Source organism: Spiroplasma endosymbiont of Eupeodes luniger (genome assembly GCF_964019525.1).
GTDB lineage: Bacteria > Bacillota_I > Bacilli_A > Mycoplasmatales > Nriv7 > Nriv7.
In genome coordinates, this window is record NZ_OZ026453.1 from 547,058 (window position 1) to 562,122 (window position 15,065).

General features: G+C 27.3%; 14 protein-coding genes. 2 read left to right on the forward strand and 12 right to left on the reverse strand.

Going from position 1 to position 15,065, the window contains the following annotated elements:
- Positions 1-88 precede the first annotated feature (88 nt).
- The 7 genes from AACK86_RS03185 to AACK86_RS03215 all read right to left on the reverse strand — a co-directional run bounded on the left by AACK86_RS03185 (position 89) and on the right by AACK86_RS03215 (position 10,220).
- The gene (locus AACK86_RS03185; RefSeq protein WP_338982636.1) at positions 89-1,810 is read right to left on the reverse strand and encodes an AbgT family transporter; all 1,722 of its coding nucleotides are present in this window, start codon (positions 1,808-1,810) and stop codon (positions 89-91) included.
- Positions 1,811-1,827: 17 nt separating this feature from the next.
- A complete protein-coding gene (locus tag AACK86_RS03190) occupies positions 1,828-3,180 on the reverse strand; it encodes a Sapep family Mn(2+)-dependent dipeptidase (protein WP_338982638.1) in 1,353 nt (450 codons plus the stop codon).
- A 149-nt stretch (positions 3,181-3,329) separates the two neighbouring features.
- On the reverse strand, positions 3,330-4,457 hold the full coding sequence (gene dnaJ, locus AACK86_RS03195; RefSeq protein WP_338982640.1) for a molecular chaperone DnaJ: 1,128 nt from the start codon (positions 4,455-4,457) through the stop codon (positions 3,330-3,332).
- 65 nt (positions 4,458-4,522) lie between these two features.
- A complete protein-coding gene (gene dnaK, locus AACK86_RS03200; RefSeq protein ID WP_338982642.1) occupies positions 4,523-6,361 on the reverse strand; it encodes a molecular chaperone DnaK in 1,839 nt (612 codons plus the stop codon).
- 1 nt (position 6,362) lies between these two features.
- Positions 6,363-6,956, reverse strand: coding sequence for a nucleotide exchange factor GrpE (locus tag AACK86_RS03205; protein ID WP_338981192.1), 594 nt, complete (start codon positions 6,954-6,956; stop codon positions 6,363-6,365).
- 21 nt (positions 6,957-6,977) lie between these two features.
- Positions 6,978-8,000, reverse strand: a complete 1,023-nt coding sequence (gene hrcA, locus AACK86_RS03210; RefSeq protein WP_338981194.1) for a heat-inducible transcriptional repressor HrcA — start codon at positions 7,998-8,000, stop codon at positions 6,978-6,980.
- An 81-nt stretch (positions 8,001-8,081) separates the two neighbouring features.
- The gene (locus AACK86_RS03215; protein WP_338981196.1) at positions 8,082-10,220 is read right to left on the reverse strand and encodes an ATP-dependent Clp protease ATP-binding subunit; all 2,139 of its coding nucleotides are present in this window, start codon (positions 10,218-10,220) and stop codon (positions 8,082-8,084) included.
- Between the two features lie 422 nt (positions 10,221-10,642).
- Between AACK86_RS03215 and AACK86_RS03220 the strand changes: the two genes are divergently transcribed.
- On the forward strand, positions 10,643-10,942 hold the full coding sequence (locus tag AACK86_RS03220; RefSeq protein WP_338966992.1) for a hypothetical protein: 300 nt from the start codon (positions 10,643-10,645) through the stop codon (positions 10,940-10,942).
- Positions 10,943-11,200: 258 nt separating this feature from the next.
- Here the strand turns inward: AACK86_RS03220 and AACK86_RS07445 are convergent, their stop codons facing one another.
- On the reverse strand, positions 11,201-11,593 hold the full coding sequence (locus AACK86_RS07445) for a transposase family protein (protein WP_422398306.1): 393 nt from the start codon (positions 11,591-11,593) through the stop codon (positions 11,201-11,203).
- On the reverse strand, positions 11,578-12,030 hold the full coding sequence (locus tag AACK86_RS07450) for a transposase family protein (protein WP_422398203.1): 453 nt from the start codon (positions 12,028-12,030) through the stop codon (positions 11,578-11,580). Before AACK86_RS07450 ends, AACK86_RS07445 begins: the two co-directional genes overlap by 16 nt.
- 148 nt (positions 12,031-12,178) lie before the next feature.
- On the opposite strand from AACK86_RS07450, the gene AACK86_RS03230 reads away from it, so the two are divergent.
- Positions 12,179-12,907 carry a rolling circle replication-associated protein gene (locus tag AACK86_RS03230; protein ID WP_338981200.1) on the forward strand — a complete coding sequence of 243 codons (729 nt, stop codon included), beginning with the start codon at positions 12,179-12,181 and terminating at the stop codon, positions 12,905-12,907.
- Between the two features lie 165 nt (positions 12,908-13,072).
- Here the strand turns inward: AACK86_RS03230 and AACK86_RS07455 are convergent, their stop codons facing one another.
- The 3 genes from AACK86_RS07455 to AACK86_RS03240 all read right to left on the reverse strand — a co-directional run bounded on the left by AACK86_RS07455 (position 13,073) and on the right by AACK86_RS03240 (position 15,052).
- Entirely contained in the window at positions 13,073-13,465 is a 393-nt protein-coding gene (locus tag AACK86_RS07455) for a transposase (protein ID WP_422398338.1), read from the reverse strand.
- A 245-nt stretch (positions 13,466-13,710) separates the two neighbouring features.
- The gene (locus AACK86_RS07460; RefSeq protein ID WP_422398204.1) at positions 13,711-13,902 is read right to left on the reverse strand and encodes a hypothetical protein; all 192 of its coding nucleotides are present in this window, start codon (positions 13,900-13,902) and stop codon (positions 13,711-13,713) included.
- Between the two features lie 328 nt (positions 13,903-14,230).
- Positions 14,231-15,052, reverse strand: a complete 822-nt coding sequence (locus AACK86_RS03240) for a lipoprotein (protein WP_338981202.1) — start codon at positions 15,050-15,052, stop codon at positions 14,231-14,233.
- Between the last annotated feature and the right edge of the window lie 13 nt (positions 15,053-15,065).

Below are 15,065 nucleotides of genomic sequence, written 5' to 3' on the forward strand. Positions count from 1 at the left end.
TTATGAAATAATAAAATAGCAAGATTAATTTATTTTTCTTTTAATATCTGTTTAATTACTAGCTTCAATTTTTTATTTTAATAACATATTATAATGATGACTGCACAGTATAAATTAAATTTTTTGGTAACATAATTGATTTAACGATATTACCGCTACTAACAACATCAATATAAATTGGACCATCAACACCAACAGGAAGTCCAGTAACACTTCAAAGGAGAAAAATAATTGTTCCCATTAATAAGAAAGACAGTGAATATGGAAACATAATTGACATCATTGAACCAATTTCAAATTTCTCTTTTTGTTTTGGTTGAATTCATTCTTTTGCTCAAATAATTATTAAAGGAAAGTATGGCATTAGTGGTGAAATCATATTTGTTGAAGCATCACCAACACGATAAGCAGCAATTGCAGCTGCTGGATGAATTTGCGACTTTAATAAAGCCATTACAAATATTGGCCCTAAAATCCCTCATTTAACAGACATTGAACCAATAAATAAATTAATAATTGTTACGATTACAATAAAGACAAATAAAGTTAATGTTATATTATTAAAGTTAATTGCCGAACCAATATAATATCCTAAAGCAATATCAATTCCTGATTGCGCAAAACCAGCAATAAACTGTGTCATAACTAAAAATAAAATTAAACTTGGAACAGTTTTTTTAAATCCAATAACTAAAGCATTAACAATATCATCTTTAGTTTTAAATGTCTTGGCAGCAAAACCATAAGTTATTCCAATACCTAAAAATAAAAACCCAATAATTAATACTAAGTGTGTCGTTAATTGATAGTCTTCCGGTTTTAAATTTTTATTAGGAGTAATATTAGTAATATTATTAACAAAACCATTAAATGGTGCTTGGGGAATAAAAGTCATTAATAATATTCCAATAATATAAATAATCACAAATCCTAAAACAAATCACATTGCTTTTCTCTGTTGATCATCTAAATGAAAATTTTTATTAACTTGCAAATCATCTCTTTTGGCAATTGGATAATGAGCAATAATTCTTTTATCAACAACTTTTTCAGTAATAAATCAACCAATTAATGTAAACACAAATAAAAGTAATAATGTAAAATAATAAGTTGATAATGGATTTACTTGATAAGCAGAACCTTTACCTAAAAAATCATTTGTTAATGAAGCCATTATAAACTCAACACTTCCCGGAATAAGTGATGTTGCAAACCCACCAGCAACACCAGCAAATACTGCCGCCATTCCTGTTAAAGGATGTCTACCGACACGATAATATAATGTACCTGCTAACGGAATTAAAATTAAATAACCAGCATCAGCGGCTAATGATGAAATGCATCCTAGAAAAATGCAAGCCGGAGTTAAAATTACTTTTGGTAAACTAGAACCAACTTTTCTTAAAGAAACATCAATAAAGCCTGATTTATCAGCCACACCAACAAATACTGTTGTTAACAATACAATTCCCGTTGTTGCTAAACCCATAAAATTCTTAATAAAGTTTTTTAATCATCATACAATGCCATCACGACCAATAAGATTAAAAAACTTTAGTTGATATTCATCAACTACTTTATTGGTATTACGATCATAAAATTTTTCTAAAACAACGCCATCAGGTAAAGCATAACTTAATATTAATGATACTAACATTAAAATAATAATCAAATAAATAAATAAATAAAATGGTTTTGGTAATTTATTTCCTAATCATTCAATACCATTTAATGATTTATTAATTCCTTTATTAACACCACTACTAACTTTTTTTCAAGTTCTTTGCCGCCTATTTATATTTTCTTCCATAAATAAAATCTCCGTTTCTATATACTATCCAAAGCGATAATTGCTTGAATATAAATTTTCATTGCTTTTTTTAAATCTGAAATTAAAACTTGTTCATTATATTGATGTTCCGTTGAAGTATTACTATCAAAAATAGCCCCAAAAGCAACACAATTTTCCATACTCCGAGCGTAAGTCCCACCACCAATTGCTAACGGTTGCGACATATCATTAGTTGCTTGCTGATAAACATTTAATAATTTTTTAACAATTAATGAGTTTTTATCAAAAAATAATTTTTCTTTTAAATCAACTTGCTCAATTACTAAATTATATGGTGCTAATGAAGCTTCTAATTTCTTTAAAATGACATTAACATCCGTATGGACGGGAATTCTAAAATCACAACCAATAAAATTAGTTTTTGAATTCATTTCAATAAAACCAACATTAAGAGTTAACTTTCCTGATTCATCTTCAATATTAGTAAAAATATTAATAGCATTGGGGTCTAATCTTAATTGTTGTGCAATTCACATAACTAATTTACTATCATTATTAATTGTTGCTAATGCCATTGCTAATTGTAATCCCGCATTTATTCCCTCTTGTGGTTTTGAACCATGAGCAGCTTTTCCTAAAACAATAACCTTATTATCTTGTTTTTTATATAAAAACTTATTTTGTTCTAATACCGTAATTAATGTTTCTAATTGTGAACCACGATATTCTGCTTGATCACAAGTAACATTATAAGCTGCACCACCATTTATTGTAAAATCTTGTTGCGGATTTTTTTCAATAATTTTTAAATTTAAAATCGTTTTTTCAGCATAGACAAGCGGAAAATAACCATCCGGAGTATATGCAAATTTTGGTTTTTCTTCATTATTCATATAATGCTGAATTGAATCTCATGTTGTTTCTTCGGTAATGCCAAAAATTAACCGAATTCTTTTCTGAGGAATAAAACCTTCATCAACTAAATATTTTAAAGCAAATAAATTTATAATCGCCGGTCCTTTATCATCAATAACTCCCCGACCATAAAGAATATCATTTTTAATAGTTGGTTCAAAAGGAGGAAATTCTCATTTTGATAAATCACCTGGGGGAACAACATCAAGATGACATAAAATTCCAATTAATTCTTTACCAGAACCATACTCAATATATCCATAACGATTTTGTATTGCTAATTTAGTTTTAAAACCAAGTTTTTTACCTAAATCAATAACATCCTCTAATACTTGATGAACATTTTTTCCATAAGGATACTGTTCATTAACTTCACCATTACTAAATGAAGGTACTTTAATTATTGCTTTAATTTCTTCCAAAGAAGTTTGAAACAAATCATTAAATCGCTGCTCATTAATATCTGATTCCATTTTTTCTTTATCCTTTCTTTTAAAAAAATAACACTTTAATTTTAACATATTTGTCATATTTTATAAAACCATATTGTAAATAAATAATCTCGGTGCGATTATTTTCAGCACAAATATAAAAAATATCGTTGATTAACGATATTTTTTAACTATTTAAATTTTTTAATAAATTCATTGTTGGGATTAAAATCTAATTCATCATTTAACTGTTGTAAAATCTTTTCTTGCTGTTTTGAAATATGCTTTGGAAAAGCAATTTCTATTTTAACAATAATATCACCGCGTTTTTTACTATTTAAAGGATGATAACTTCCCATTTTAGGAATCGTAAAAACAGCATTATTTTTAGTTTTAGAAGGAATTTTAAATTCTACTGTTTTCTCAAATGTTGGAACTTTAATGATTGCTCCTAACATTGCATCAATAAAAGATATTGGAATCGTAATTAATAAATCTAAATCATCACGCTGAAAAAAAGCATGCTTTTGAACTTCAATTTCAATATAAATATCACCACGAGATTGTCCTTTAAGTCCATAATGAGCCTTTTCTTGAACACGCACTTTTTGTCCAGAAAAAATTCCTTTCGGGACATCAAGACTAATGGTTTCTTGTTTAGTAATAAACTTTTTACCTTTACATTGTAAACATTTATTTTTAATAATTTCACCAATTCCGTGACAAGAATGACAAGGTCTTTCTTGTCTAATAATTCCTAACATTGTTCTTTGCTCAGTAACTTCAATCCCCCGACCATTACAATTTGAACATTTCACAACATCTTTTGGTGTTTTTGCACCTGTTTGATGACATTCATCACAAGGAAAATTAACATTAACTTTAAACTGAATCGTTGTTCCTAAAATTGCATCTTTTAAACTAATAGTTTCGCGATAAAAAATATCTTCGCCCTTATGTGCTTGCGAATGCCGTTGTCGCGTTCTTTGAGCACCACCAAAAATATCACCAAAGAAATCACCAAAAACACTACCAATATCACCAAACATATCTTCAAAATTACCAAAACCTTGAGCACCACTAAACATATTTGGGTCAGCACTGCCATATTGATCATACATTTGTCGTTTTTGAGAATCAGACAATACCTCATACGCTTCATTAATTTCTTTAATTTTAGCTTCAGCATCAGTTTGCTTATAAACATCAGGATGATATTGCTTAGCTAACTTACGATAAGCTCGTTTAATATCATCATTGCTCGCATTACGCGATAAACCTAATATTTCATAAAAGTCTCTCTTATTTTTAGTGTTCATTTTTTAACCCTACCTTGCTCATAAAATAATTCTTACTACAATGTGTAGTAAGAATCATTCATAATTTACTTCTTCTCATCTCTAGATTCAACACCAGAATCATTAGATTCAGCATCAATAACATCATCTTTTTTATCATTATTTTCTTGTTCATTAATTTCTGGACCTTCAGAATTAGCTTGTTGTTGCATAAACTGTGCTACTTGCATCATCATTTGTTCCAAGTCAGTCATTTTTTTCTCTAAACCAACATAATCTTCTTCTTTAATCAGTTTTTCAATTTCTGCTTTCATATCATTCATCGCTATTTTTTGTTCTTCAGTTACTTTTTCTTTGCCTTCTTCAATTCCTCGTTCAATATCATGTAAATAAGTTTGGGCTTTATTTACTAACTCAATATTTTTACGACGAGCTTCATCAGCTTCTTTATTAGCTTCTGCTTCTTCAACCATTCTTTTAATATCTGCTTCACTTAAACCTTCATCAGATTTAATTGTAATTGATTGTTCTTTATTATTTTTCAAGTCTTTAGCTTTAACCGCAACAATACCATTAACATCAATTGAAAATGTTACTTCAATTTGTGGTACTCCTCTTGGTGCCTTATCAATTCCTGATAATTGAAAACGACCTAAAGTCTTATTATCACTAGCCATTGGTCTTTCACCTTGTAAAACATGAATATCCACAGCCGGTTGATTATCATCAGCAGTAGAAAATACTTGTGACTTTGATGTTGGAATTGTTGTATTTCTTGGAATCAAAGGTGTCATTACACCACCTAAAGTTTCAATTCCTAATGACAATGGGGTTACATCTAACAATAAAATATCTTTAACATCACCAGCAATAATTCCACCTTGAATAGCAGCTCCCAAAGCAACAACTTCATCAGGATTAATACTACGATTAGGTTCTTTCCCTAATATTTTTTTAACTGCTTCTTGAACAGCTGGAATTCTTGTTGAACCACCCACCAATAAAACTTGATCTAAATCACTAGCTTTTAATTTGGCATCATTTAATGCATTTTCAACAGGCTTTAAAGTTCGTTCAACTAATAACCTTGTCATTTTATCAAATGCTGCTCGTGTTAAGGTTTTTTGTAAATGTACGGGTCCTGATTCATTAGCTGAAATAAATGATAATGAAATTGTTGCTTGTAAACTACCAGATAATTCTTTTTTAGCTTGTTCTGAAGCTTCTTTTACTCGTTGCATTGCCAATTTATCTTTTGATAAATCAATACCAGTTTCTTTTTTAAAGTCAGCAACTAATCAATCAGTAATTATTTGGTCAAAATCATCACCACCTAATTTATTATCACCTGATGTTGCTAACACTTGAAAAACGCCATCAGCTAATTCCAAAATTGAAACATCAAAAGTTCCGCCTCCTAAATCATAAACTAATATTTTTTGCTCTTTATTAACTTTATCAATACCATATGCTAGCGCTGCTGCTGTTGGTTCATTAATAATTCGTTCAACTTCAAAACCAGCAATTTTACCAGCATTTTCTGTTGCTTGTCTTTGTGCATTATTAAAATATGCTGGAACCGTAATTACTGCTTTAGTAATTTTTTCACCAAGTTTCTTTTCTGCAAAATCACGCACATAACTTAAAATTTTTGCCGAAATTTCTTCTGGTGTATAGTCCTTACCATTAATATTAATTTTTTCGTCAGTTCCCATTTTACTTTTAATTGAAAAAATAGTATTAATATTCGCTACTGCTTGGTGTTTTGCACTATTTCCAACAAGAATTTCTTCATTTTTAAATGCTACTACCGATGGTGCGGTTCTGGCTCCATCTGGAGTTTCAATTACTCTTGGTTCAGCACCATCCATAAATGCCACACAAGAATTTGTTGTTCCTAAATCTATTCCAATAATTTTTGCCATTTTATTTTTCCTCTTTCATTTCCATATTTTCTTGATTTCCTTCATTATTATTAATCATCTTTTCCTTTGCTACCTGTACGGTGACAACTCGTAAAACCCGATTATATAAATGATATCCTTTTTGTAAAATTTTAGTAATTTCATTTGGTTGATATTTATCACTTTCAACTTGTTCAATTGCATAATGTAAATGACTATTAAACATATCACCAACTTTAACATCAATCTCAGTAACACCTTCATTAGTTAAAATTACTTTTAATTGATTAATCATCATTTCAAACCCTTGAAGAAAATTTTTAACATCAGCACCAACATTTTTTACATTTAATGCTCGTTCAAAATTATCCATAATTGGTAATAATTGCACAATCATTGCTTGCGAACGATACTTTCTAACTTCTTTAAGGTCATTATCGTATTGTTTTCTTGCATTATCTCAATCAGCTAAAGCACGAATTTTATCATTCTCACTTGCTTCTAATAACATTTTTAAATTTGTAATTTCTAATTGTAATTTGGTAATATCATCCGTTGTTCCACTAACATCAGTTAAATTTTGATTATCAAGTTCTTTTTGCTTATCATTATTCATAATATCTCTTATCCCTTTCTCTTAAAAACTCTCTTCAATTTTGCGTGATATTCAATCTAATAATTCTGACATCTTATCATAATCAATCCGCTTAGGACCAATTACCGCTAACTGTCCAATTTGCTTATTACCAGTATGATAATCAGTACTAATAACAGCAATATCATCTGTTTGTTTTCCTAGTTCATTGCCAATAAGAATATGAATATTTTCTTGATTATATTCTTGCTGTTCTTTTTCTCTTTTTATAAACTGTTTTCAAGGCGAATAATCTTCAATAAATCGGACAATTTCTTTAATTTTATTAACATCATTAAATTCAGGATTATCTAACATATATTGAAGACCATGTGTTGAATGTTCACGCTTTTTAAAACTAACTAAAGTATTAATAAATGACTGTAAAATATATTCATGTTTCAAAACTTGCTTTTCCAATATTGGTTGTAAAGCTTGCATTTTTTCTTTAATATCTTCTAATTTTGTACCAATTAAACGACTATTAAATAATTCAATCGCTAAAACTAAATCTTTCAAGGTGACATCTTTAATATTAAAAGTCTTATTAACAACATGTCCCTTTTCACTAATAAAAATTGCAACCGCATTTTCTTCACTAATAGGAACTAATTCAATTTTTTTCAAACAATCTTCTTGCGAATTAGAACCAATAACTACTGTAATCAAATTAGTCATCGCACTTAATATTTCAGCTGTTTGTTCAATAATATCTTCAATAACTAATTGCCGATTAGCAAAAATATTTTCTAATTGTTGCTTAATATCATTATCACCATTACGAACATCCATTAAATTATCAACATAATAACGATAACCAAGTGATGCTGGTATCCGACCACTAGAAACATGAGTTTTTTCTAATAATCCTGTCTCTTCTAAAAACGCACACTCACTACGAATTGTCGCTGAAGAATAAGGTAACTTATACTTTTCAATTAAGATTTTACTTGATACTGGTTGCGCACTTTGAATATATTCATCAATAATAAACTTCAATATTTCTTTTTGTCTTATCGTTAACATAATTTCATTCCTACTTTTAGCACTTAATCTTGTTTACTGCCAATAATAAAATTATATAACAATTACTAGAAAAATCAATCATTAATTTAACTTTTCCTTACTAGCAATGATAATTTTACCATTCTTAACAGTTAACGAATAAATGCGATTTTCTTTAATATGGTCTTCAATAATTGACTTAGCAAGTAAATTTTCAATATGCTTTTGAATATATCGCTTAATTGGTCGGGCACCAAACTGCTGATCATAACCCTCTTCAAGAATTTTTTCTTTAACCTTATTATCAAAAACTAATTTAATATCTTTAGTCATTTCTAAACGATCATTCAATAATGCTAACTCTTTATCAATAATTTCTTTAATAATCTTTTCTGATAATGAATTAAAAATAACAATTTCATCAATCCGATTAACTAATTCCGGACGAAATGTTGTTTTTAATTTTTGCATTACCAATGCTTTACTATCTTCTCTTGGTGATAATAAAAATTCCGAACCAAGATTTGAAGTCATAATAATAATTGTATTTTTAAAATCAATTATTTTACCATGCCGATCACTAACTATTCCTTCATCTAAAATTTGTAATAAGATATTAAAAATATCACTATGTGCCTTTTCAATCTCATCAAATAAAATAATACTATATGGATTTCTGCGTACTTTTTCGGTTAACTGTCCACCTTGCAAATAACCCACATAACCCGGAGGGGCTCCAAGCAAATTACTTACCGAATGTTTTTCCATATATTCTGACATATCTAGCCTAATAATATTTTTTTCCGAACCAAATAAATATTCGCCAAGGGCACGAGCTACTTCAGTTTTTCCAACTCCAGTAGGACCTAAAAAAATAAATGAACCTATCGGTCGATTTGGATCTTTAATCCCACTTCTTGCTCTAATGATTGCATTACTTACTAACTGTAAAACTTCATCTTGACCTTTAACTCTAATTCGTAAATGCTTAGTCAAATTAAGTAACTTATGTTTTTCACTTTCAACGAGGCGACTAACAGGAATCCCTGTTCATCTTTCAACAATATTAGCAACATCTTGTTCAGTAACATCTTCTTTTAATAATGCATTAATTTTTGTTTTATTAGTAATCTCATCCAATTTTTTTTCTAATTTTGGTAATAAACCATATTGAATTTCACCGGCACGGTTAAAGTTACCTTTTAATTGTGTTTGTTCCAATTCTGTTTTTAATTGTTCTACTTGTAATCTAGTATTTTTAATTTCATCTAATTGTGCTTTTTCTTCATTCCAAACTAATTCTAAAGAATTTTCCTTCACTTTCAATTTTTCTAATTCTGCAATTAATTCATCTAATCGTTGCTTTGACTTATGATCTTTTTCCTTTAATAAAGCCGCCTTTTCAATTTCCAATTGCATTACTTTTCGCTTCACATCATCAAGCGGAGCAGGAATTGAACCAATTTCTGTTTTAATGTTGGCACACGCTTCATCAATTAAATCAATTGCTTTATCAGGTAAAAATCGATCACTAATATATTTATTAGCTAAATTAGCGGCAGCAACAATAGCATTATCATGAATTCGCACACCATGATATGATTCATAACGATCTTTTAAACCGCGTAAAATTGAAATTGTATCATCAACAGTTGGTTCTTTAATAAGAACTCTTTGAAATCTTCGTTCTAAAGCACCATCTTTTTCAATATATTCGCGATATTCATCCAATGTTGTTGCTCCCACACATCGCAGTTCACCACGAGCTAACATTGGTTTTAAAATATTTGAAGCATCAATTGCTCCCTGAGTTTTACCCATTCCCACAATTAAATGCAATTCATCAATAAACAAAATAATTTCTCCAGCTGAGGCTTTAACTTTGTTAATAACTGCCTTTAATCGCTCTTCAAATTCACCTTGAAATTTAGCACCCGCAATTATTGATGACATATCCAGTTCATAAATAATTTTATTTTTTAAATTACTAGGAACATCACCCTTAACAATTCTTTGTGCTAATCCTTCAATAATAGCTGTTTTCCCAACTCCGGGTTCACCAATAAGTACTGGATTATTTTTTTGTTTTCGCGATAAAATTTCAATAATTCGTCGGGTTTCATCATCACGACCAATTATTGGATCAGTTTTGCCTTCAATATGCATCTCATTTAAATTACGAGCAAATTTTTCTAAAATCTTAGGATCATTGCTGTAATTAGGTATTTCATTAATTTGCATATTTATCAAACCTCCCCATTTATTTTAGCAGTCTACATACTAGAATGCTGATAAAATAATTATAGTATATTATTTTGGCAGTGTAAATAGTAGATTGCTAATTTTTTGTAGAAACCATATACATATGACAAGATTTTGTTTTCTACAAACTTTTAGGGGGTGTTTTCTTTTGACAGTAATATTTTGTATTGAATGCGACAGCGAAAGCTATGTCATTGGTAATAAAAATACAGTTGGAATCTGTAATTCTTGCGATGAAAAGGGTTTTTAAATTTTGAAAGGAAAGATAAATTATAAAATATGTCGCTGGTGTTTACATCTATTTAGTGATAAACGATATTTGCATGTTGCTTGTGAGAAAAAATTTATTAATCATATTAAAAAAATTTTAAAAAATAAAAGTAAAAGGAATTTAGATAATAATGTTTAAAGTTAAATTAGTTAGTATAAAAAGAAAAATATTTAAAAATAAAGATGGCTCTATGATGTCAGGTTATTCTGCCGAATTTTTGCGTTATGAAAATGACTTATTTGAGCCTACCGGAGAACAAAAGGCTTTATGAATTGATGATAACAATCTAGAACAACAAGAAATTTATAAACTATTAAAAGAAAACGTTAAATCATTTTTTAGTTGCGAATTAACTTTTGAAAAAACCCCCAAAATAGTTAACTTGCAAAAAATTGAATTATCAAAAAATCAAAAAAATTTGTCCAGTTAATTGATAATCACTTCGGTCTGCGAAGCGGTGCGGAAGGCGTATGCCCCGCCCGCTAGCGGGTTAGTCGGCGAAGCCGACTATTACTTGATTAGACTTCTTGCATAACCTATTAAAAAAATTACAAATATTTGTAAAAAGACAGTAATAGAAAAATATAATTTTAATTAATTATGTCTTTTATCTAAAAAATTAATATTTTGCCACAACAAAAAATGAATTTATTATTTAAATTCTTTAATTTTAAATAAATCTTTTATGTTAAATTAATAATTGCAAATTATAAATTGAGGCAATTAAATTAAATCTTAAACCAAATCTTTTTCTACGATTACGATATTTTTCTGTCATAATTTTAAATTTTTTAAGAATAGCAAAAATATTTTCAATAATAATTCTCATTTTTGAAACTAGTCTATTATGTTGTTTTTGTGCTTTATTTAAATGGTTTTTCTTTGTTTTCTTTGTAGGTATTAGAACATTATTGTGAATTTTTTGTATTCCTTGATAACCACTATCAACTATTAATTTGGTATTTTTTAAAATTGGGATTTTTGATTCTTTAAATAAAGCATAATCATGTTTTTTCCCAAGTGAAAAACTTGTTGCAATAATTTTTCTGGTTTCTTGTTCGATAATTACTTGTGTTTTAATGGTGTGTTTTTTCTTTTTACCAGAATAAGATTGTTTTTGTCTTTTTTTGGGCGTTGGATTGGAGTTTCGGTAGCATCAATAATAATAGTTTTATCATTAAAATAATCATTTATTAGTGCTTTTTTACCAGCAAGTTGTTGAAAATCAGAGTTTTTAATTAAAATATCTTCAATTCACTTGATATTGCGATAACAATTAGCTTCACTAATTCCGAAATTTTTACCAAGATGAAAATAAGTCTGATATTCTCGTCAATATGATAAAGTCATCAATAATCTATTTTCTAGTGATAATTTATTAGTTTTACCACCTTTTTTAAATTTTTCTGTTTCAGCTACTTGTAAAATATCTAACATTTTATTAAAAGTGGATTTTTTTATTCCTGTTAATCTTAACCATTCTTTATCATTAAGAGTATTAAATTTATTATTGTTCATATTTTGATATCCTCATAAATTATATTTTATAAGAATATTTTAATAAAAAAGGTATCGCAAGAAGTCTATTAAATAACACAACTGGCGAAAATCTAAAATTGGAGCATAAAATATGAATTTACAACCTTAAAATCCGACTGATTTTTATATGAAAACCATTTATTACGGTCAATATATTCGTAATATTGTTATGCCCTTAGAATGCATCAAAGCAAATACTCGTAATGCTAGTGGTTTAAAAAATAAGGGTAATTGTGATACAAAATTGCTTAATAGCAATATTCGTGCAAAATCTAATGTTATTAGAAAGGCTTATCATAATTTTTGAGATTGTAAAAAACTTACATTCTTAACGCTTACTTATGCTGATGTTAATGAATTTGATATTAGAAAATGTAAGCGTGATTTAAATAAATTTTTTAAAAAATTAAAATACTGATTTAAAGTTAAAAATAAAAATATTAAGTATTTGTATACCTATGAATATCAAAAACGAGGTGTTATTCATTTTCATATTTTAACCACCGAAAAAATACCCCATAAAATTATTTTACAATTTTGACCTTGTGGCATTAATAAAAATATTAGAGTTCGTGAAAACACTAATGAAATGGTTGTAAAATATTGCTCTAAATATATAACTAAAAATGTCCTGAATGAAAAATCACTAAATCAATATGATTTAAATATCAAGGCTTATCAATTCTCATATAACTGTCAAAATCCCATTACTAGAAAACAAGTATTTACCGATACTTTGAATAATATTGTTAATCGAACTGTAAATTCTGAATTTGTAAAATACTTAAAATCAACAGTTAATAAATTTAAAACCAAAATGTGCGGAGCAATCTATGAATTTAAAAATATTAATTAGACTTCTTGCATAACCTATTAAAAAATTACAAATATTTGTAAAAAGACAGTAATAGAAAAATATAATTTTAATTAATTATGTCTTTTATCTAAAAAATTAATATTTTGCCACAACAAAAAATGAATTTATTATTTAAATTCTTTAATTTTAAATAAATCTTTTATGTTAAATTAATAATTGCAAATTATAAATTGAGGCAATTAAATTAAATCTTAAACCAAATATTTTTCTACGATTACGATATTTTTCTGTCATAATTTTAAATTTTTTAAGAATAGCAAAAATATTTTCAATAATAATTCTCATTTTTGAAACTAGTCTATTATGTTGTTTTTGTGCTTTATTTAAATGGTTTTTTTTTGTTTTCTTTGTAGGTATTAGAACATTATTGTGAATTTTTTGTATTCCTTGATAACCACTATCAACTATTAATTTGGTATTTTTTAAAATTGGGATTTTTGATTCTTTAAATAAAGCATAATCATGTTTTTTCCCAAGTGAAAAACTTGTTGCAATAATTTTTCTGGTTTCTTGTTCGATAATTACTTGTGTTTTAATGGTGTGTTTTTTCTTTTTACCAGAATAAGATTGTTTTTGTCTTTTTTTGGGCGTTGGATTGGAGTTTCGGTAGCATCAATAATAATAGTTTTATCATTAAAATAATCATTTATTAGTGCTTTTTTACCAGCAAGTTGTTGAAAATCAGAGTTTTTAATTAAAATATCTTCAATTCACTTGATATTGCGATAACAATTAGCTTCACTAATTCCGAAATTTTTACCAAGATGAAAATAAGTCTGATATTATCGTCAATATGATAAAGTCATCAATAATCTATTTTCTAGTGATAATTTATTAGTTTTACCACCTTTTTTAAATTTTTCTATTTCAGCTACTTGTAAAATATCTAACATTTTATTAAAAGTGGATTTTTTTAATCCTGTTAATCTTAACCATTCTTTATCATTAAGAGTATTAAATTTATTATTGTTCATATTTTGATATCCTCATAAATTATATTTTATAAGAATATTTTAATAAAAAAGGTATCGCAAGAAGTCTATTTTTCTATTACTGTCTTTTTACAAATATTTGTAATTTTTTTAATAGGTTATGCAAGAAGTCTATTATTAATTTATCATTTTAAGATTTTTAATTTTTAATTTTCTTAACCAACCACTTTTATTTAAATAAGTTGCTCTCTAAGATCTAAAAAAATTCAACTAAAAAATTTGCAACTAATCAAAGTAATAAAAAGAAAGTTCTTTTATAACCTTTCTTTCTAAGAATAAATCAAAATTTATAATCCTTCTTTATATTTAACTAATTTTTAAATGCCATCGGTAATTTAAAATTATTTAAATTTATGTTTAAAGCAAACACTGGACCTAGTATCAGACGACTTACAAATTCAAAACTAATATTAAACTTTGTTAATATTTTTTCAGAAGATAAATCAAGGAGAAAACTTAGATTTTCTATTTCAAATTCTTTGATTACTATATATTTTATATTTACAGCATTAGAAAATACAGAATTTAATTTTTCTAATGCTTTTAAAATTTCTGGCAATAATGCTGTTTTTAATTCTTCTTTAGTAACTTTTGTTGGATCATTAGCAATTATTTTTTGAGGAGATTCAATTGATATAATTTTAACACTTATATAAAACCCTCTTTTAATATTTATTATTATTTCGGCATTATTGTTATTATTATTTTTTTGACTAACCTTTGCTTTAATATTAATATTTGTTACATTTCTTATGTCAACTGGAAAATTTTGGCTAAAATCAACGATAAAATCATTTTCAGTTAAAGAATTATCATTTTCTTTTAAAAGTTCTAAAACTGCCCTTTTTACTTTTTCACTAATGTCTGCTTCAAGAATTGACTGTTTTGTTAAAAATTCAGCATTAGATGTTTCATCTAATAATATTTCTTTTTGACTAATTTTACTTAGATCAAATTTGAAGTTATTAGGGCTAGAATTACCTAATCGCGGTTCATCATCAATTGTTTCTTCTGCTGATCTTGGTGTAGCAATTGAGTTAATTTTAGATTTGCTACTACCACAACTAACAACTGAAATTAACCCAATAGCAACTAAATTTACTGCACTTAATAAATTTAATAATTTTTTCAATCTTGTATACTCC